Source organism: Pseudemcibacter aquimaris (genome assembly GCF_028869115.1).
Taxonomy (GTDB): Bacteria; Pseudomonadota; Alphaproteobacteria; order Sphingomonadales; family Emcibacteraceae; genus Pseudemcibacter; species Pseudemcibacter aquimaris.
In genome coordinates this window covers 467,742-488,101 of record NZ_CP079800.1, presented here as the reverse complement: position 1 = coordinate 488,101, position 20,360 = coordinate 467,742, and the positions used below count along the sequence as shown (strand labels likewise).

Annotated in this window: 22 protein-coding genes and 1 tRNA gene; 17 read left to right on the top strand and 6 right to left on the bottom strand. The window is 41.9% G+C overall.

Going from position 1 to position 20,360, the window contains the following annotated elements:
- The gene (locus KW060_RS02315; protein WP_249036989.1) at window positions 1-459 is read right to left on the bottom strand and encodes a hypothetical protein; all 459 of its coding nucleotides are present in this window, start codon (window positions 457-459) and stop codon (window positions 1-3) included.
- Between the two features lie 275 nt (window positions 460-734).
- On the opposite strand from KW060_RS02315, the gene KW060_RS02310 reads away from it, so the two are divergent.
- The 3 genes from KW060_RS02310 to KW060_RS02300 are packed head-to-tail and all read left to right on the top strand — an operon-like array spanning window position 735 to window position 5,147.
- Window positions 735-2,423 (top strand): tetratricopeptide repeat-containing sulfotransferase family protein, encoded by a 1,689-nt coding sequence (locus tag KW060_RS02310; protein ID WP_249036990.1) that lies wholly within the window; start codon window positions 735-737, stop codon window positions 2,421-2,423.
- Between the two features lie 13 nt (window positions 2,424-2,436).
- Window positions 2,437-2,988, top strand: a complete 552-nt coding sequence (locus tag KW060_RS02305) for an invasion associated locus B family protein (RefSeq protein ID WP_249036991.1) — start codon at window positions 2,437-2,439, stop codon at window positions 2,986-2,988.
- Window positions 2,988-5,147 (top strand): tetratricopeptide repeat-containing sulfotransferase family protein, encoded by a 2,160-nt coding sequence (locus KW060_RS02300; RefSeq protein ID WP_249036992.1) that lies wholly within the window; start codon window positions 2,988-2,990, stop codon window positions 5,145-5,147. Before KW060_RS02305 ends, KW060_RS02300 begins: the two co-directional genes overlap by 1 nt.
- 152 nt (window positions 5,148-5,299) lie before the next feature.
- Here KW060_RS02300 and KW060_RS02295 read toward each other — a convergent pair.
- Together KW060_RS02295 and KW060_RS02290 are read right to left on the bottom strand one after the other, a co-directional pair.
- Window positions 5,300-5,375, bottom strand: a tRNA-Ala gene (locus KW060_RS02295).
- 103 nt (window positions 5,376-5,478) lie between these two features.
- Window positions 5,479-5,832 carry a TIGR02300 family protein gene (locus KW060_RS02290; protein WP_249036993.1) on the bottom strand — a complete coding sequence of 118 codons (354 nt, stop codon included), beginning with the start codon at window positions 5,830-5,832 and terminating at the stop codon, window positions 5,479-5,481.
- Window positions 5,833-6,053: 221 nt separating this feature from the next.
- On the opposite strand from KW060_RS02290, the gene aroA reads away from it, so the two are divergent.
- From aroA to KW060_RS02225, 13 genes are all read left to right on the top strand, one after another.
- The gene (gene aroA, locus KW060_RS02285; protein ID WP_249036994.1) at window positions 6,054-7,355 is read left to right on the top strand and encodes a 3-phosphoshikimate 1-carboxyvinyltransferase; all 1,302 of its coding nucleotides are present in this window, start codon (window positions 6,054-6,056) and stop codon (window positions 7,353-7,355) included.
- Complete coding sequence (cmk, locus tag KW060_RS02280) at window positions 7,346-8,005, top strand: (d)CMP kinase (RefSeq protein ID WP_249036995.1); 660 nt, start codon at window positions 7,346-7,348, stop codon at window positions 8,003-8,005. The genes aroA and cmk overlap by 10 nt, the downstream gene beginning before the upstream one ends.
- Window positions 8,006-8,153: 148 nt before the next feature.
- Complete coding sequence (rpsA, locus tag KW060_RS02275) at window positions 8,154-9,941, top strand: 30S ribosomal protein S1 (protein ID WP_249036996.1); 1,788 nt, start codon at window positions 8,154-8,156, stop codon at window positions 9,939-9,941.
- Window positions 9,942-10,219: 278 nt separating this feature from the next.
- Complete coding sequence (locus tag KW060_RS02270; protein WP_249036997.1) at window positions 10,220-10,501, top strand: integration host factor subunit beta; 282 nt, start codon at window positions 10,220-10,222, stop codon at window positions 10,499-10,501.
- Window positions 10,502-10,543: 42 nt separating this feature from the next.
- The gene (locus tag KW060_RS02265; protein ID WP_249036998.1) at window positions 10,544-10,867 is read left to right on the top strand and encodes a LapA family protein; all 324 of its coding nucleotides are present in this window, start codon (window positions 10,544-10,546) and stop codon (window positions 10,865-10,867) included.
- A gap of 18 nt (window positions 10,868-10,885) precedes the next feature.
- Window positions 10,886-11,608, top strand: coding sequence for an orotidine-5'-phosphate decarboxylase (gene pyrF, locus KW060_RS02260; protein ID WP_249036999.1), 723 nt, complete (start codon window positions 10,886-10,888; stop codon window positions 11,606-11,608).
- A gap of 2 nt (window positions 11,609-11,610) precedes the next feature.
- Window positions 11,611-12,261 (top strand): phosphoribosylanthranilate isomerase, encoded by a 651-nt coding sequence (locus tag KW060_RS02255; protein ID WP_249037000.1) that lies wholly within the window; start codon window positions 11,611-11,613, stop codon window positions 12,259-12,261.
- Complete coding sequence (gene trpB / locus KW060_RS02250; protein WP_249037001.1) at window positions 12,261-13,475, top strand: tryptophan synthase subunit beta; 1,215 nt, start codon at window positions 12,261-12,263, stop codon at window positions 13,473-13,475. The genes KW060_RS02255 and trpB overlap by 1 nt, the downstream gene beginning before the upstream one ends.
- Window positions 13,475-14,311: a tryptophan synthase subunit alpha gene (gene trpA, locus KW060_RS02245; RefSeq protein ID WP_249037002.1), complete on the top strand. Its 837-nt coding sequence runs from the start codon at window positions 13,475-13,477 to the stop codon at window positions 14,309-14,311. Before trpB ends, trpA begins: the two co-directional genes overlap by 1 nt.
- A gap of 9 nt (window positions 14,312-14,320) precedes the next feature.
- Window positions 14,321-15,178: an acetyl-CoA carboxylase, carboxyltransferase subunit beta gene (gene accD, locus KW060_RS02240; protein ID WP_249037003.1), complete on the top strand. Its 858-nt coding sequence runs from the start codon at window positions 14,321-14,323 to the stop codon at window positions 15,176-15,178.
- A gap of 10 nt (window positions 15,179-15,188) precedes the next feature.
- Complete coding sequence (locus KW060_RS02235) at window positions 15,189-16,457, top strand: bifunctional folylpolyglutamate synthase/dihydrofolate synthase (RefSeq protein WP_249037004.1); 1,269 nt, start codon at window positions 15,189-15,191, stop codon at window positions 16,455-16,457.
- Window positions 16,458-16,495: 38 nt separating this feature from the next.
- Entirely contained in the window at window positions 16,496-17,125 is a 630-nt protein-coding gene (thiE, locus tag KW060_RS02230) for a thiamine phosphate synthase (protein WP_249037005.1), read from the top strand.
- Entirely contained in the window at window positions 17,118-17,765 is a 648-nt protein-coding gene (locus tag KW060_RS02225; protein WP_249037006.1) for a glutathione S-transferase, read from the top strand. The genes thiE and KW060_RS02225 overlap by 8 nt, the downstream gene beginning before the upstream one ends.
- On the opposite strand, the gene KW060_RS02220 is transcribed toward KW060_RS02225, so the two are convergent.
- On the bottom strand, window positions 17,766-18,251 hold the full coding sequence (locus KW060_RS02220) for a 2TM domain-containing protein (RefSeq protein WP_249037007.1): 486 nt from the start codon (window positions 18,249-18,251) through the stop codon (window positions 17,766-17,768). It lies immediately after the preceding gene.
- A 217-nt stretch (window positions 18,252-18,468) separates the two neighbouring features.
- Between KW060_RS02220 and KW060_RS02215 the strand changes: the two genes are divergently transcribed.
- Window positions 18,469-18,876, top strand: coding sequence for a DUF3775 domain-containing protein (locus KW060_RS02215; protein WP_249037008.1), 408 nt, complete (start codon window positions 18,469-18,471; stop codon window positions 18,874-18,876).
- Here the strand turns inward: KW060_RS02215 and KW060_RS02210 are convergent, their stop codons facing one another.
- Together KW060_RS02210 and KW060_RS02205 are read right to left on the bottom strand one after the other, a co-directional pair.
- A complete protein-coding gene (locus KW060_RS02210) occupies window positions 18,877-19,320 on the bottom strand; it encodes an NfeD family protein (RefSeq protein WP_249037009.1) in 444 nt (147 codons plus the stop codon).
- A 23-nt stretch (window positions 19,321-19,343) separates the two neighbouring features.
- Complete coding sequence (locus KW060_RS02205; RefSeq protein WP_274757314.1) at window positions 19,344-20,288, bottom strand: SPFH domain-containing protein; 945 nt, start codon at window positions 20,286-20,288, stop codon at window positions 19,344-19,346.
- Between the last annotated feature and the right edge of the window lie 72 nt (window positions 20,289-20,360).

Genomic DNA, 20,360 nt, shown 5'->3' with positions numbered 1-20,360 from the left:
TCAATCAACCAAAATCGCCTGCTGGTCACCAACGATTACACCATCATTGTCAATGCCGCCGGAAATATCACTACCTGATGTCACACGAATAGCTTGTTGTGAATTACTAATCGTTGCGCTGGTGTCATTGGTAATCGACACACCTGTTGATCCTGCACCAGTGTTATCCACCACAATCTTACCAGTAACCAATCCTTCGTTAGTAAGCGTCACATTAGTATTACCGGAAATCGTCACATCGCCATTTTGCGCAGACCCATTTTCGATATAACCCGTTTCACCATCACCAAGGTTTTCCTGTAGCAAGTTTGTAAAACCAGACGTAACGGAAAAACTATCCGCCGCCGCGTAATTTACCGTTGCCGGTAAAACCATCGGCACCGCAACAAGTGCGGTAGTCGCCATCATGAATGTTTTTACGGATTTTGATGTCTTTGTGGTGTTCTTAATATCAGACATTAGAATATATGCTCCCCTAACCAGGAATTAGTGTTATTATCGGTTTGTATAAAATTTTATAAAAATAATACATTTATCGTTCGGGATACTAAAACAATAATCATTCTAATTTCAAGCATTAAAATATGAAATTTTTCTTTAAATTCAAATTTTTGAATGATAGCTTCACAAAATTATTCAGTTTCCGTTAAAAAAATGACACTTTGTCACATAACTTTAATTTATGACAATAAACATAAACAGTTAGCTTTATATTAGAATTAGGGAATATTTAAGTGATTAAGAAAGCAGACTCTGCAACGGGTAGCGGGCAAATACTCAGTATTAAGGACGCCTTCACGAAAGCAAAAACACTCGCTGAATCCGGCCAATTGGCACAAGCCGAAAAAATCTGCAACGATATAATCAATGCAAATAAAAAATTTCACCCAGCCTATCATATGCTAGGTCGAATGGCAGCGCGTGTTAACAAAAACAAAATTGCCATTGATATGTTAAACAAAGCCATAAGCCTTGATTCTTCAAACGCACAATATCATTGTGACTTCGCGGAAGTGCTCTGCAACAACGCCAATCCCAAAGGAGGCTTAATTGCCATTGAGCATGCATTAAAAATTAACCCAAATGTTTCTCATTTTCATTATATTGCAGGCACAGCCTTGGCAGCACTTGGCAATTCGAAAAAGGCCATTACCGCATACAACAAAGCCATCGAATTAAATCCAAACAACGGTCTTGCATACAATAATCTTGGATCGATTATGGAAAATTCCGGATTACAAGAACGCGCAAAACATGCGTATGCCAACGCCGTAAAAATTAATGCAAATCACCCGGAAGCACAAAACAACCTGGCAGCTATCTTGCTTGCCGAAGGCGATGTCGAAAATGCAAAAATACACTTCGAAGCAGCGATTAAAGCTCGTCCTCTCTTTGTAGAACCGCATTATAATTTGTCCACGATTAAAAACTATGAAGAAGATGATGCACACATTACCCAATTAGAAGCTATAGCAAGGAACAGTGCAGCTCTTCCCGCCGACAAGCGTGTCAAACTTTGTTTTGCACTTGGTAAAGCATATGAAGATATTGGAAATTATGATGCTGCATTTGATCTTTTTGAAAAAGGCAATACCGCTCACCGCAGGACCTTTAAATTCAACGAAAAACGCGCCATTGGAATAACCGAACAATTAAAAACAATTTTCAATAAAGAATATTTCAAAGGCAGTCGCAAAAAGAAAAGTGATGACCCAACACCGATATTTGTAGTTGGCATGCCACGTTCCGGTTCAACATTAATCGAACAAATTCTGTGTAGTCATGATAATGTATTTGGCGCCGGTGAATTAGACACCATGTCAAAAGTCATTAATGAAAAACTCGATATTTTCCCAAATGACTATGAAAAACTAAGTGATGACGATATCAAAGAAATCGGTGAAAATTACATTAGACGAATTCGTTTACTTGAGCCGGATGCCAAAAGAATCGTTGATAAAATGCCTGCTAATTTTCATTATGCGGGAATTATCGCCAAAGCTTTACCCGGCGCCCATATAATAAATACTGAACGCAATCCTATGGATAGTTGCCTTTCCAATTACGGGCGCCTATTCAACCAAACCATGCATTTCGCCTATAACCTTGAAGAGCTAGGACGATATTACAATCGTTATCAGGATTTAATAAAACACTGGCATTCCGTATTACCGAAAAACAGATTGATTGACGTTCATTATGAAAAAGTCGTTGATGATCTTGAAAATCAAGCAAAACGTATCATTAAATTTGTGGGCTTGGAATGGGATGATAAATGTCTGGAATTCCACAAAAACAAACGCACCGTCCACACAGCGAGCGTTGCACAAGTTAGAAAACCAATTTATAAATCATCGGTAGAAAGATGGAAAAATTTTGGTGATCATCTAAAACCACTTAAAGATATTGTTGCTCCCGAATAGAAATGAATTTGTTATGAAAATATTTTTACCCGTCATTGTAGCAAGTGCCATGTTCACAACATTTGCACATGCACAAGACACAGATGCAACATCAGAAAATAATGTAAGATGGGTCATTAATTGTCCAAATGTCCAACCTAATCAACCACCTAGATGTTTTGCAACGCAAACGATGCGCTCCGACGAGAACCAACATCTTTTTTTATCAATGACAGTAAACAAGGCTTCAAATGACACTCCTGCCACTCTTCAAGTCACTGTCCCCCTCGGTATTCAGTTAGCGGGCGGCTTAACATTACAAGCCGGAGAAAATAACCCAGTGAAGATTGGCTACCGTACATGCTTAGCAAATGGATGTATGGCTACAGCGAATATTGCAGATGATATGCTAGCCACAATGCAATCGGTACCAGAAATGAAATTTAACTATACATTGTTAAATCAAAACACTGCCAATGTAGCCTTGAACATGCGTGGCTTTAGACAGGCATACAGCACCATGATACAAAGACAAAATGAACTAAGACAAGCACGTCTTGAAAATCAGGAAATGAATAACGAATAATGACACAAGGTAAATGGCAAGCGCCACCAGCAAATAAACCTACGGTTCCAACCCCTGGACCAAGCAAACAAATTTCTCTTGAACAGGCCATGCAACATGCCTCCCAGCTTCAAACGCAAGGTCAGCTTCAACAAGCAGAACAAATGCTTAACAAAATTCTGGCTGCAAGTCCCGGATATCCGCCAGCCTTTAATTTGCTTGGTGTGATTGCTCATCAGGTTGGCAAGACAGAAATGGCAACTGAACTTCTAGGTAAGGCCATTGAAGGCGATAATAAAAATGCTCTATTCCATAGCAATCGCGGTGAAATGTTCAGACAAATTGGCAAACTTGATGAAGCCATTCATCATGGCAAACAAGCCATTAAAATCGCACCAAAATTAGCAAGTGCCCAAGGCAACCTTGGCATCGCATATTTTGATCAGAAAAATTATGAAAAAGCTGAACTCCATCAAAAGAAAGCCCTGACAATTGACCCAAAACAGCTTTCATCACTTAACAACCGTGGCAGCATTTATAAAGAACAAAAGGATCTTGAAAATGCTGAAATTTGGTACAAAAAAGCACTTGAAATTGATCCAAATTACTTAGAAAGCTTGAACAATCTGGGTACAACGCTGGTTGATAATAACCGCGCTGAAGAAGCACTTCCATACTTGGAGAAGGCCGTAAATTTAAGCCCGAATTATGTAGAGGCACTTAATAATCTAGGTCGTGCATGGCTACAACAAGATGAATTTGACAAAGCGCTTCCCGCTTTCCAAAAAGCAGCAAAGTTAGACAACAACCATTGTTCCGCACATATGGGAATTGCTGCCATTATGCTTGAAAAACAAAATTACGACGTTGCGAAGGTTGCGACCGAACGCGCCATTAACGCGGAAGATGATCGCGCAGAAGCCCATACCATGCTTGGCCGTGTATTCGTAAACCTTGGTGAGGAAGAAAAAGCGCACGAATGTTACGACAACGCAAATAAAATTAATCCGGAACTGGGGTCCGCCTATAATGCGCGCGGATCATTGCTTCTTGATCAGGGTAAAATGAGCGAAGCCGAAGAGAATTTCCGCAAAGGAATGGCACTTGAAACCGAAGATGGCGCAAAACTTGAAAGCCTCTTCAATCTGGTTTCCGCCATCAAAATGAAAGAAGGAAGCGAAGAATATCTTGCCCTTATGGAAGCCGAAAAAGAGATTGATGATCTTTCCGATAAGAAAACAATGTTGCTTCATTATGCGCTTGGCAAAACCAATGACGATTTAAAGAACTATGAAACAGCATTCGAGCATTATTTAAAAGCCTGCGCCTTGAAGCGGGAAACTTTTGAATATAGCAGCGAAGAAATGACTATGACTTACAAGAAAACGGCAGAAGTCTTTACGCCGGAATTTCTAGAAAGCCTAAAACAATATGCAGATCCATCTGCAAAACCAATTTTTGTTCTTGGATCACCAAGATCAGGAACAACCCTAACTGAACAGATTATTTCCAGCCATCCGGATGTATTTGGCGCCGGCGAATTGAAGGATTTTTCTGGATCTTTGGAAAGCATCCCTAATTTTGAAGGCACGGACCGTTATCCAAATATAATGACATCCTTAACTCCCGAACAGCTTTCACATATCCCGGTTGAATATGTAAAAAGAATTACGGCGCATGCACCTGATGCAAAATTTATCACGGATAAAATGCCCGCCAACTATTTTTATGTTGGGCTTATTCATACGTTACTCCCTAATGCGAAAATCGTTCATGTTAAACGTAATGCCCTTGATACATGTATCTCTTGTTTCCAAAGGCTGTTTGGCCACAATCAATATCAAACATATGATTTGACCGAACTGGGAACATATTACAGAAATTATGTCGAACTGATGGATCATTGGCGTACAGTACTGCCAGAGGGTAGTTTTTATGAACTTTGTTATGAAGAACTGGTTTCAAATCCAGAAGAACAATCAAAAGCACTGATCGCACATTGTGGTCTTGATTGGCACGAGGACTGCCTAAATTTCCATAAAAACAAACGCTCAATCAGAACAGCAAGCGTGACCCAGGTCAGAAAACCAATATATAAATCATCAATGGAAAAATGGCGCAGATATGAAAAATATCTCGGCCCGTTGATCAAGGCATTAGGACATGCCTCTCCAGTGTAAAAAAATAAAAAGCCCGTTCAAATTGAGCGGGCTTTTTCAATATTAAAGCGCTAAGCGGGCCAAAAGCGCATTGCGCGCAGCGCCGCATATAAAAGAAGATCCCGCGACAAAGAAAAAGGACTTAGCCAAATTCGACTAAGTCCTTTTCTATTTGGTGGAGCTAAGCGGGATCGAACCGCTGACCTCCTCGCTGCCAGCGAGGCGCTCTCCCAGCTGAGCTATAGCCCCGTTATTCTTTTCTCATTTCTATCTGGTTTGAAATGATCCGGGTAAATTTCTTGCGCAATCTATGCGCAGTCTAATTTTTAATCAAGCACAAAGCTTAAAAAAATTAATCGTCCGCGTTTGGATTTGCAATTGGCGCATCAACAACATCTGCAACATTGGTTTCATCGTCATCTGATAGCACAACAGTGTTATCATCTGCTTCTAATTCAATGTCATCATCATCGTCATCGCTAAGTAGCGCATCATCATCTAATAGATCTGTTTCATCATCATCTTCATCACTTTCTTTCTTGTCAGTGATAAGTTCGATAGAATGCGTTTTACTTTTCAGAATAATCTCAGGTTGGAACTGATTCCCACAGCTGATGCACGTAATTGGATCATCTTCGCCTAAATCATAAAATCTTGTTCCACATTTAGGGCATTGACGTTTTTCGCCCCACTCAGCTTTTGCCAAAGTTTTTCTCCTTAGAACATTATAAACTGTTCGTCACTTCGTAAAAAAACATCATTTGCCATTTTATAGCCCCCCTGTCAAAGCCTATTCTTATAAAAGAGCCCTCAATCGCGATAAAAAATGTATTTTTCCGAGAAATTAACGATAAAAAGTGACACTTTGTCATAAAACTATGGTATCTGACTTGGAAAAATTTAACTTCTAATAAAAATGTAGAAATTATGAATCAGTTATCATCATCAAAATCAGGACCACTTAACGGCAATATTACTGTTCCTGGCGACAAATCTATTTCCCACAGATCACTAATCATGGGATCGCTCGCCATCGGTGAAAGCGTCATTTCCGGCTTACTTGAAGGCGAAGACGTGCTTGGTACAGCCGCCGCAATGAAAGCATTAGGCGCAGATATTTATAAAGATGATGATGGTTATTGGCATGTGCATGGTGTTGGCATTGGTGGCTTAAAGCAACCTGATGCACCACTTGATATGGGCAACAGCGGTACGGGTGTTCGTCTATTGATGGGACTTGTATCCACACACCCGATTACGGTGACATTTACAGGCGATGATTCGCTCGAAAGTCGCCCGATGAAACGTGTAACAGATCCACTTACCGGATTTGGCGCAGAATTTGAAGGTAGTGATGACGGTACCTTACCTATTACAGTTAAGGGTACGTCTAATCCTATGCCTATCAAATATGAATTACCCGTTGCCTCTGCGCAGGTGAAATCTGCGGTGATGTTGGCGGGTCTTAATACACCCGGCATCACAACAGTAACCGAAACCATTCCAACACGGGATCATTCAGAACGCATTTTCAAATATTTCGGCGTACCAACGTCTCTTGAAGGGGACGATATCCATGTAACCGGACAAGCTGAAATCACAGCCAAACAAATGGCCGTTCCGGCGGATCCATCATCCGCAGCATTTCTTGTTGTTGCGGCACTTATCACACCGGGATCAGATATTGTCATTAAAAATGTAGGAATGAACCCGGCAAGAACCGGTCTATTTTCCACACTAGCTGAAATGGGCGGATATATCAGTTTTGAAAATAAACGCGAAGAATGCGGCGAAAATGTCGCCGACCTTCATGTGAAATATTCTGAACTAAGCGGCATTACTGTGCCAGAATCACGCGCACCATCAATGATTGATGAATATCCCGTACTTTGTGCTGCTGCCGCAGCCGCAGAAGGGGAAACAGTGATGCGCGGCATAGAAGAATTACGCGTAAAAGAATCAGACCGTATTTCTGTTATGGTCAAAGGGCTTAAAGCATGCGGTGTTAATGTGACAGAACATGAAGACGGTATGACCGTTTCAAAATCCGATGTAACAGGTGGCGCGGTTATTAAAACCCATCTTGATCACCGCATTGCCATGTCATTCCTTGTGCTTGGAATGATCGCAGAAAATCCAATTACGGCGGATGATGGTTCCGTTATTGAAACCAGTTTCCCAGGATTTACTGATTTAATGAACGGTCTTGGGGCTAATATATGCAGTTAAAAAAACCAACCATTATTGCACTTGATGGTCCGGCGGCATCCGGAAAAGGAACACTTGCAAGGAAACTGGCAGAACATTTTAATCTTGCACTTCTTGATACGGGTGCACTTTACCGTGCGGTTGGTCTTGGTGTTCTAAAGGCAGGCGGCAATCCTGAAAATGAAAAAGATGCCCTTAATGCTGCGTCAAAATTAAACGAAGAAATTCTTAAAAGCCCTGAAATCCGCGGCGAATCAACCGGCGCGGCCGCATCAAAAGTGGCCGCCATGCCTGCCATCAGGCAGAAATTATTGGAATATCAAAGGAATTTTGCGGTAAATCCCCCATTGGGCAAAATTGGCACTATACTAGACGGGCGTGATATCGGCACTGTAATTTGCCCTGATGCACCCTATAAGATTTTCATCACAGCAGACGTTGAAACCCGCGCAAAACGGCGCTTTTTGGAAGAATTTGGTCCTGATGGTTCTAATGATGACTATCAAAAAATTCTATTCGACCTTAAAGCGCGTGACGAGCGGGATATGAACCGTAGCGAAGCCCCTTTAAAACCTCATGAAAATGCATACTTGCTAGATACTTCAAATTCGTCTATAGAGGCCGTGTTTGAAGCAGCCGTTAAGTATGTTTCAGGCAAAAATGTAAAGTAAGACAAACAAATGTCAGTTTCAACCGATCCTATCGGATGGGTTGGGGATGCATTTGTCTTTCTTTATGAATATTAACACTAACCCCTTTATGAAGATATTCTTCATAAATTTCGGATGTTTTATCATCCGATATAATAGGTAAATTATAATGACTGAACTTAATGTTCCATCCACTGAAGACTTCGCAGCAATGCTCGAAGAATCATTTGGCCCTGAAGGCAAGTTTGACGGTAAAGTTGTCACAGGTACAATCATCGCAGTTGATAAAGAAGCTGCAACAATCGACATCGGCTTAAAAGCTGAAGGTCGTATCCCTCTTAAAGAATTCGCAGCTCACGGACAAACAGCTGACCTAAACGTAGGTGACACAGTTGAAGTATTCGTAGAGCGCATCGAAAACGCCAAAGGCGAAGCCATGCTATCACGTGAAAAAGCACGTCGTGAAGAAGCATGGACAGTTCTTGAAAAATCTTACGAAGCTGAAGAGCGCGTAAACGGCGTTATCTTTGGTCGTGTTAAAGGCGGCTTCACAGTTGACCTTTCCGGCGCTGTAGCATTCCTACCTGGTAGCCAGGTAGACGTTCGCCCAATTCGCGACGTAACACCACTTATGAATATCGAACAGCCGTTCCAAATTCTTAAAATGGACCGCAAACGTGGCAACATCGTTGTATCACGTCGTGCTATCCTTGAAGAAACACGCGCTGAACAACGTTCTGAGATCATCACGAACCTTGCTGAAGGCAAAACTGTTGAAGGTGTTGTTAAAAACATCACTGATTACGGTGCATTCGTTGACCTTGGCGGTATCGACGGTCTTCTTCACGTTACTGATATTTCATGGAAACGCATCAACCACCCATCAGACATCTTGAACATTGGTGACACAATCGACGTTCAAATCATCCGTCTGAACCCAGATACACAACGTATCTCACTAGGTATGAAGCAACTTACAGAAGATCCTTGGGAAACAATCACGAAGAAGTACCCAATTGGTTCAAAACTTACTGGTCGTATTACAAACATCACCGATTACGGTGCGTTTGTTGAACTTGACGACGGTGTAGAAGGTCTTGTCCACGTTTCAGAAATGAGCTGGGTTAAGAAAAACGTACACCCTGGCAAGATCGTATCTAGCAGCCAAGAAGTTGAAGTTATGGTTCTTGAAATCGACAGCGAAAAACGTCGTATCTCACTTGGTCTTAAGCAGTGCATGGATAACCCATGGCTTACATTTGCTGACAAATACCCTGTTGGCACAGAAATCGAAGGCGAAGTTAAGAACATCACTGAATTTGGTCTGTTTGTTGGTCTTGAAGATGAAATGGACGGCATGGTTCACCTTTCTGATCTTGACTGGAACAAATCAGGCGAAGAAGCAATCGCAGAATACAAAAAAGGCGATGTGGTTAAAGCTGTTATCCTTGATATCGATACAGATAAAGAACGCATCTCACTTGGTATTAAGCAACTAACTTCTGACCCAGTAGAAAGCATTTCTGGCCTTAAGAAAGGCGGAACTGTTACTTGTACTGTTACTGATGTTAACGAAAACGGCCTTGAAGTTTCACTTGGTGAAGACGATGAAGACGGCTTCAAAGCCTTCATCCGTCGTTCTGACCTTAGCCGTGACCGCGCAGAACAACGCCCAGAGCGTTTCTCTGTAGGTGACAAAGTTGACGCTAAAGTAACAACAATGGACAAGAAGAACCGCAAGATTGGTCTTTCAATCAAGCAGCTTGAAATTTCTGAAGAAAAAGAAGCTGTGGCACAATACGGTTCATCTGACAGTGGCGCTAGCCTTGGTGATATTCTTGGTGCGGCTCTTGCTGACGCAACTCCTGCGGAAGAAGAAAAGCCAGCTAAGAAAAAAGCAGCCCCTAAAAAGAAAGCTGCACCTAAGAAAAAAGCTGCTGCTAAAGACGAAGAATAATTTCTTAACTCTTTTAGTTTTATCCAATTTAAGCCCGACAGGTCATTCCTGTCGGGTTTTTTATTGAATTGATTCTACATGATCACAGGTTGTATTTCTTCATTTCATGGTTTTTTCACCCAAAATCATGCCTTAAAGAGGCATATTTTAAAAAAAATATATTTAATTTCATAAAAATCGTGATCCAGAAGGCACTTAGCCTTGACACCCATAAGACTCTCTGGCAACTTACTAGAACAAAGTAAAAAGCAATATTAACTACATATAGGGGTCTAACGATGATAAAGTCGGAGCTAATAGCTAAGTTGGTTGACGCCAATCCCCACCTTTATCAACGCGATGTTGAACGTATCGTAAATACTATATTTGAAGAAATTACAAATACACTTGCAGATGGAAACAGAGTAGAATTACGTGGTTTCGGTGCTTTTTCCGTTAAACACCGCCCTGCCCGCACGGGACGTAATCCACGCACTGGCGAAGCTGTCGAAGTTCCTGCGAAAAGTGTCCCATATTTCAAAACGGGCAAAGACCTAAGAGAAAAGCTGAACAATAAATAATTGTTCGGATTACTCGGCATAGGATAATTTCAAGAGGCAAACATGCGCTTTATATTTTATGCTGGTTTTATATTCTTCACTTGTTTTTGTATAATTGTCGCTGTATCGAACGGCGACAATGTTACGTTTAGCCTATTCCCATTACCGGTACTTGTTGATCTTCCTGCCTATATGCTTGTCTTTATGGGTATATTGATCGGGCTTGGTGGTGGATGGCTTGTTTCAATATATTCTGGCATCCGTCACGCACGACGCCATAGACTTGCCGATAAAAAGATTAAAGAGCTTGAAAACAAGTTAAAATCAATGGGCGTAAGCAATATTGAATTGTCAAATGACAAAAAGCATGGCAAAAGCACATCATAAATTTTAATGGAACGAATGATGAGCGAATTAAAACCTTCTGAACGCATTCTGTGTGCTCTTGATACAATCAGTACAGATGAAGCATCCAAGCTTGCCCGTGACCTTGGTCCACATGTTGGTGGTGTCAAATTGGGGCTTGAATTTTTTGGCGCCAATGGCCCAGCAGGTTTTAATGAAGTTGCAAATGCCGACCAGAATATTTTTCTGGATTTAAAACTTCATGACATTCCAAACACGGTTGCCAAGGCCATTCATTCATTAATGCCGTTAAAACCAAAAATCATGACAATTCATACAGCTGGTGGACCAACAATGATGCGTGCCGCAGCAGAGGCCGCAACTGAAGCTGCCAAGAATGTTGGCTGTGAACGCCCACTTATTGTTGGCGTAACGATTTTAACCAGCCTCGATAACGAAGACATGTGTGCAATTGGTTATCAAAATAAAGTTTCCATGCAAGTGGTGAAACTTGCCCGCCTTGCAAAAGAAAGCGGCCTTGATGGTGTGGTTTGTTCATCACATGAGATCAAATTAATAAAAGAATCCTGCGGTAAAGATTTCAAATTGGTTGTGCCGGGCATTCGCCCAGCGGGCAGCGCCATTGGTGACCAAAAACGCACAATGACCCCGGCCGAGGCAGTGGCCCTTGGCGCTGATTATTTGGTCATTGGGCGCCCTATTACACAAGATGACAACCCAGCCGAAGCAGCAAAGAAAATCGCTGACGAAATAAACGGATAATCATGACAGCCAAAGCCAAAATATGCGGGTTATCAAACCTTGAAACAATGAATGCTGCCATTGATGCTGGGGCAAGTATCATTGGTTTTGTATTTTTCCCCCCTTCCCCAAGAAATGTTGATCCAGTAATTGCCGGAGAATTATGTAATTCTGCCAAAGGGAAAATCCAAACGGCGGGTGTATTCGTAAACCCTGATGACGCGCTTCTTGGTGAAGTATTAAAAGAAGCGGATCTTGATTACATACAACTTCATGGAACAGAAACACTTGAACGCATTCAATATATCAAAAGCAGATTTGGTAAAAAAGTGATCAAAGCAATTTCCGTCGCATCCGTCAGTGATATTGCACGGGCACGTGAATATGAAAATCATGTTGATATGCTTTTATTTGATGCAAAGCCACCTACTGATATGGAAAATGCGTTACCGGGCGGCAATGGTCTTGAGTTTGATTGGCAACTGATTGCTGGAAAAGAATGGAAAGTGCCCTGGCTATTATCCGGTGGATTAGACGAGACAAATGTTGCGCAAGCCATTAAAATCAGTGGCGCAAAAATGGTTGATGTATCCAGTGGCGTAGAAGAGACGCCGGGAACAAAGAATATAGAAAAAATTAACGCCTTTATGAAGGCGATACAGGAAATTGAATAATGGTTGATAGCATTAAAAATAGTTATCGTAACGGTCCAGATGAAGAGGGACATTTTGGTATTTTCGGTGGCAGATACGTCGCAGAAACATTGATGCCGCTTATTCTTGATGTTGAAAAAACATATAACGAAGCAAAAAATGATCCTGCCTTTAAACAGGAATTTCATGAACTGTTAAAAGAATTTGTCGGGCGTCCAAACCCGCTTTATTATGCGAAACGTATGACCGAACATCTTGGTGGTGCAAAAATCTATTTCAAGCGTGAAGAGCTAAACCACACGGGCGCACATAAGATTAACAACTGCATCGGTCAAATCCTACTCGCGCGCCGTATGGGTAAAACGCGTATCATTGCGGAAACGGGCGCTGGACAGCACGGCGTTGCAACCGCAACCGTTTGTGCATTATTTGGTATGCCTTGCGTTGTTTACATGGGTGCGAAAGACATTGAACGCCAAAAACCAAATGTATTTCGCATGAAATTATTGGGTGCAGAAGTTGTCCCTGTGACCTCCGGCTCTGAAAGCCTTAAAGATAGTATGAATGAAGCGCTTCGTGATTGGGTTACCAATGTAAAAGACACATTTTACATTATTGGCACCGCAGCCGGACCACACCCATATCCGGAACTTGTGCGTGATTTCCAATGTGTGATCGGTGATGAGGCACGTGAACAAATACTCGCAAAAGAAGGGCGCCTGCCCGATAGCCTTGTTGCTTGTGTTGGTGGCGGGTCAAACGCCATTGGCCTATTTCATCCATTCCTTGATGATGATGTTGATATTGTTGCCGTTGAGGCGGCGGGACACGGCGTAAATACAGATAAACATGCCGCATCCCTTTCTGGTGGTGCGCCGGGCGTGCTGCATGGTAACCGTACGTTCCTATTGATGGATGACGATGGTCAGATTTTAGAGGCACACTCCATTTCAGCGGGCCTTGATTATCCGGGGATCGGCCCAGAACACAGCCATTTACATGATATTGGCCGCGTGAAATATGTGCCGATTGACGATAAAGAAGCGCTCGAGGCATTCCAGCTTTGTACACGCCTTGAAGGCATTATCCCTGCCCTTGAAAGTGCACATGCCATTGCCCATGTCATGAAGATGGCACCAGAACTTCCAAAGGATCATATTATCGTTATGGGCTTAAGCGGCCGTGGTGATAAAGATATCTTTACTGTGGCTGACGCCCTTGGGGAGGAAATCTAATGGCCCTTGATCGTATTGAAAAAAGATTTGCAAAATTAAAATCAGAAAACCGCGCTGGTCTTGTTACATTTACCACTGCGGGTGACCCTGATCTTGATACATCGCTTGAAATTTTAAAAGGATTACCATCCGCTGGCGCAGATATTATTGAAATCGGCATGCCATTTTCCGATCCGATGGCCGATGGTCCTGCCATTCAGGAAGCCAGCATCCGCGCCCTTAAAGGCGGCATGACGCTTACCAAAACGTTGAATATGATTAAAGCTTTCCGTGAAGATGATCAGGATACACCGATCATTCTGATGGGATATTACAACCCGATTTATATTTATGGCGTTGATAAGTTTTTAACAGACGCTCTTAGTGCGGGCATTGACGGATTGATTATTGTTGATCTGCCCCCGGAAGAGGATCAAGAACTTGCTATTCCTGCAAAAGCAGCCGGCATGGGTATGGTACACCTTGCAACCCCAACGACTGATAAAACACGCTTGGCGCAAATTCTGGAAAATGGTTCGGGCTTTTTATATTACGTTACAATCGCTGGCATTACCGGCACTGCAAAACCGGACCTGACGCCCGTAAAAGCGGCGCTTGATAATTTCCGCGAAGACACGGATATTCCGATGGCCGTTGGCTTTGGCATTAAGGATCCGGAAGATGCAAAAAGGTTCGCCGAATTTGCCGATGCCGTTGTTGTTGGATCAGCAATTGTTGATATAATTAAGCAGAATGTGAACCAAGAAAATGTTGCAAATTCTGAACTAACAGGTAGAGTCCTATCTTTTGTAAATGAACTCTCAAACGGTGTAAAAGCCGCAACAAGAGAAGATTGAGGTTAAAATATGAACTGGTTAACAAATTTTGTGCGTCCAAAAATTCAAAGCATTATTGGACAAAAATCAGAAACACCAGACAATCTTTGGCATAAATGTAAGGGCTGCGGACAGCTTCTTTATGTAAATGACATTGAAAAAAATCAAAGCATTTGCCCAAATTGTGACCACCATGAACGTATTGGCCCAACCGAAAGATTTAAGCATCTTTTTGATGAAGGTAAATATTCATTGGTTGAACTGCCAAAGGCAAATGAAGACCCGCTTAAATTTAAAGATCAAAAGAAATACACTGAACGCCTTAAAGCCGCCAGAAGCAAAAGCGAATATGAAGATGCGATTGCCGTTGCGCTTGGTAAAATGGGCAATGTTGAAACTGTTATCGCCGTTCAGAACTTCCTGTTTATGGGTGGTTCAATGGGTATTGGTGTTGGTAACGGCATCATTGCCGCTGCAGAACAAGCGCTTGAGAAAAAAGCACCGCTTATTTTATTTACCGCCGCCGGTGGAGCACGCATGCAGGAAGGCATTCTTTCACTTATGCAAATGCCGCGCTGTACTGTTGCTGTGCAGAAATTAAAAGATGCTGGTATTCCTTATATTGTTGTGTTGACTGACCCAACAACGGGTGGTGTGACAGCGTCATATGCGATGCTTGGTGACATTCAAATTGCTGAACCAAACGCGCTAATTTGTTTTGCGGGGCCACGTGTGATTAAAGATACCATTCGCGAAGAACTACCAGAAGGTTTCCAACGCAGTGAATATCTTCTTGAGCATGGTATGATTGATATGATCGTTCACCGCAGAGATATGAAGAACAAATTAAGCCAGCTTATCGGACTTCTGATGAAAAAGGCGGCCTAAGGCCAACAAAATGCAAAAAAGTGATGCCATTCTGGAAAGATTATTAGATCTTCATCCAAAGATCATTGACCTGTCTTTGGATAGAATGCATGACATTTTGCAAAGACTTGGAAATCCTGAAAAAAATCTACCGCCTGTTATCCATGTCGCCGGGACTAATGGTAAAGGGTCCACGATTGCCTATCTTCGTTCGATCTTAGAAGCCGCAAATCTATCCGTTCATGTTTATACTTCACCACACCTCGTGCGTTTTAACGAACGGATTAGGCTAGGTGGTAAGCTGATTAATGAAGATTACCTTTCAGAGCTACTTGAACATTGCGAGCAGGTCAACGACGGCGATCCAATAACATATTTTGAAATCACAACCGCTGCCGCATTCAAAGCATTCGCCGACAATCCGGCGGATGTGCTTATTCTTGAAGTTGGACTTGGTGGCAGATTGGACGCAACCAATGTAGTTGATGAGCCGCTTGCTTCTGTTATTACGCCGGTGTCATTTGATCATGAACAGTTCCTAGGTTCTGAAATAAGACATATTGCGATGGAAAAAGCTAACATTGCCAAAAAAGATGCTCCGCTTATCATTGGAAAACAATTGCCCGATGCGGGTGAACAGATATTAAAAACCGCAAACGATAAACGGGCGAATATTATTTCTAACTGGGGCTATGAAATTAAAGAAGATGGTTTTTCATATGAAGATGAGAAAGGCATATTAAATCTTTCTAACCCAAATCTGAATGGCCCTCACCAAATTTCAAATGCGGCCCTTGCTATTGCTACATTAAGATCTCAAGAAACACTCATCATCCCCGAAGAATGTTACAATCAGGGTATATCAAACGCCAATTGGCCCGCGCGCATGCAAAATATCAGTAAAAGCAGGTTCGGTGAAATTTTACCAGAAGGGTCAGAACTTTGGCTTGATGGTGGTCATAACCCGGCAGCTGGTGATGTTATTGCAAGTTCATTTGGTGACAAAAGGCTTATTTTAATTTGTGGTATGATGGAAAATAAGGATACTGCAGGATATTTAAAACCATTAGCACCACTGACCGATCAACTTTATGGCATTCATGTTGACGGGGAAGCAAGTCACCCCGCGACAGAAATTGTCAAATTTGCATGGAGCCACAACATCAAGGCCGAAACAGCAGATAATGTTCTGGATGCTATTCAAAAAATTGATGCAGATGCCCCCGTAACAGTGGTTATTTGTGGGTCACTTTATCTTGCTGGTCAGGTTCTTCGTGATAATGACTTGATCCCTGAATAGCTATTGATACAATAAAATAAAAACAATCAGGTTTGACCATGACAGACACACGCTTATATCTAATCACCCCTTCAAAATTTGATCTTGATGCCTTTGCCGGTGAACTTGAAAATGCACTGGAAGGTGGCGATGTTGCAAGCCTTCAACTGCGGATGAAGGACAGCTATGACGAAGAAATCATTCTGGCAGCGAAACGATTAATGCCGATTTGTCATGCAAAAGATGTGGCTTTCATCATTAATGATCGCCCAGATATTGCCAACAAAGTGGGTGCAGACGGTGTTCATGTGGGACAAGAAGACATGAGTTACGCCAAAGCACGTGAACTTCTCGGCCCAGATAAAATCATTGGTGTTACCTGTAAAGATAGCAAACATTTGGCCATGACCGCCGGCGAACAAGGCGCCGATTACGTGGCCTTTGGTTCATTCTTCCCAACACCAACTAAAATAACGACGAGTGTCGCGGGGCCCGAACTGCTCACATGGTGGCAGGAATTGTTTGAGGTCCCATGTGTCGCGATTGGCGGCATCACCGCAAACAATGTCACGGACATCGCAAATGCCGGTGCTGATTTTGTCGCCATATGTTCTGGTGTATGGGACCATAATGATGGTCCCCAGAAAGCAGTTGAATTAATTAATAAAGCCATTTCAAATAATGAATAATTCAAATTATCCTATTCTTTATAGCTTCAGAAGATGCCCTTATGCCATGCGTGCGAGGCTCGCGCTTTATGCCTGTGGCATCACATGCGAATTACGTGAAGTCGTGCTTAGAGACAAGCCAGAAGAAATGCTTGAAATCTCACCGAAAGCCACGGTCCCTGTACTTCAGTTACAAGACGGCGCTGTTATCGATGAAAGCCGCGATGTGATGTTCTGGGCCATTGAACAAAATGATCCTCATGGCTGGTCAAAATTTATTGATGAAACAAAAGAGCTCGTTGATATTAACGATAATAAATTCAAACAACATCTTGATAAATATAAATATTCCAGCAGACACCCTGAACTCAGCAAAGAAGAACACCGTGAAAACGGCGACTTTTTTCTTGCCTTACTTGATGAACGATTAAAAGATAAACCGTTTCTAAATGGGGATCAGATAACCGTGACGGACCTTTCTGTGTTCCCCTTCATCAGGCAGTTTGCCTTTGTTGATAAAGATTATTTTGATAGTCGTCCTTACCCGCATTTACAAAAATGGCTGGAAAGAAATCTTGAAAGTGATTTGTTCAAATCCATAATGACCAAATACCCAAAATGGGAACTCGGTCATGACATCATTCTATTCGCGAACAATTAATCAATCACGCTTCATACGTTTTTCAAATTGTCGCTGTTCCCAATCGGCGCCAAAGACACCAAACAAACCAAATAATGTAAACCCATGAAGAATGATAGCCGCGCCCCATCCAAGCGCCGGCCAAATCACCCACAAATATCCTGGGGTCACAAAGATATTAAGCAGATACAGCCCTGGTATGATTATTAAATAAGTCATCCAACTAATGTGAAAACCTTTTAAGTTCTTTACATATTCAATGGCTTCTTCTTCTCTTCGGTCTTTTAGTTTTTTTGAACCGTTTCTTGCTTCGACTTCGTTCATTTCATCCTCATTTATTAAATCTCGAATATTTACATCAAACGCAGCCGCCAATGCTTTAAGTGAATCCAGTCCTGCTTTTCCACCTTGTTCAATTCGTTGAATGGTTCTGACGCTTAATCCTGAAATTTGAGCAAGCTGTTCTTGTGACCATCCATTGTCTTTACGTAATTTTCGAACTGACATTTTTATTTCCTTTTATTGGCTTTGCGTAACTACAATCTAAACCGAATGAAATGAATTAAACACGTCACTGTCGTGACATGTCACGATAATATCATGATTTTTAAAGTGTTCTACATTTTGATTATTAACTGAAATTTGATCCAGATCATTAAATTTAGCAGGACTTGGCGATATTTTTTAAAAATGATATTATATAAGTTAATAAAGAGGTGCTGTTATGATTCCTATTAACGAAGACAAAGTAGAATTTATTATCTCAGTGGCCCGTGAATATCGCGAAGGTTCAATGGCCATGGTAAGCGAAGAATTATCAGAAAACCATGCGGCTGATAATTATACCGAACATTCCGTCGCGAATATGGTTGAAAGCTTCACATCCGAAGATCACGCCATGAACAGTTCCTATGAAGAGCTGAAAAGCGCTATCGAAAACCTAAACGAAGAAGAAAGGTACGCCCTCGTTGCGCTTATGTGGATTGGACGTGGTACCTATAATCCTGATGAAGCGGAAAAAGCAATGAATAACGCCAGATCATCTGACAATCAGCATACAGCGGAATATCTAATGGACACTCCGCTGCTACCTGATTATTTGGAAGAAGGTCTTATTCAAATAGGAAAGTAATTATTCCTCAACCAAAAGAACGACCCCGTCGGCACCAACCACCTTAACGGACGTGCCGACATCGGCGGTAAAATCACCGCGCACGAGCCATAAACTATCGCCAATACGTACTTTGCCCTCACCGTTTTCCATTGGACGTTCCAAATTATATCTATTGCCAATATATCGAGCACCACGATCGTTTAATTTGTCATCTTCACTTTCAATTGGGTTTTTGCGCAGGTAAGTGCGGCCCGCATAAACGCTAATAATGCCAAGAACCGAGAAAATGATAAACTGCATTTCCCAACCCATAGAAGGGTCAATTAACACCACCCCACCGACAATGATCCCTGCAAAAGCAAGCCACATGAAAATCACACCCGGCACCGCCATTTCTAGTGCGAACAGACATAAGGATAAAATAAACCAAAACCAGTGATTAAAAACAAAATCATCAAACATTTATGTTTCCTTCTCTTATCGGGTTATGGAAGATGCTTGGCGTTTCCGCCATCTTTTTTAAGGTCTAAGTTTTTAAGCATATCCGTCATACCGCCAAGTGCACCAATTACGCCACTGGCTTCTAATGGCATAAAGACAAGTTTTTCGTTATTTGAATTTGCAAACCCGGCAATTGCATCAACGTATTTTTGTGCGATGAAATAATTAATCGCCTGCGGATCACCGCTTGCAATAGCATTTGAAACCATGTCAGTCGCTTTTGCTTCCGCCTCGGCCTCTCTTTCTCTTGCCTCGGCATCCCTGAATGCCGCTTCTTTACGGCCTTCTGCTTCAAGGATTGCTGCTTGTTTCTCACCTTCGGCACGTAAAATTTCTGCTTGCCTTTCACCTTCCGCATCCAGAATGTTGGCGCGTTTAATACGTTCTGCTTTCATCTGTTTGGCCATAGCATCAACAATATCACGGGGTGGTTCGATATCCTTAATTTCAATACGGGTTGCCTTAATGCCCCATGGCTGCGTTGCATCATCAACAACATCCAAAAGCCTTGCATTAATCTGATCGCGCATGGAAAGAAGCTGATCTAGATCCATTGAACCCATTACCGTTCTTAAGTTCGTCATCGTCAAATTGAGAATAGCCGTATACATATCATTCACTTCATATGATGCTCTGGCAGCATCAATCACCTGAAAGAAGACAACACCATTTGCCGTTACCATGGCATTATCTTTGGTAATTACTTCCTGCGATGGAATATCAAGAACCTGTTCCTTCATATTCATTTTTGCGCCGATTTTGTCAAAAAACGGTACAATTAAATGAAAACCCGGCTGTAAAGTTTTGGTGTATCTACCAAATCGTTCCACAGTATAATTATAACCTTGCGATACTGTCTTTACACCTGCGAAAAATAAATAAATTACAAGTACAACAAGACCTATCGCGAAAATATTAAGCTCAGCCATAAACATATTTTTCCCCTTTAATTATAAATATTTAATGTATGTGTGAAATTTCTGCATACTTTAAATATAAGT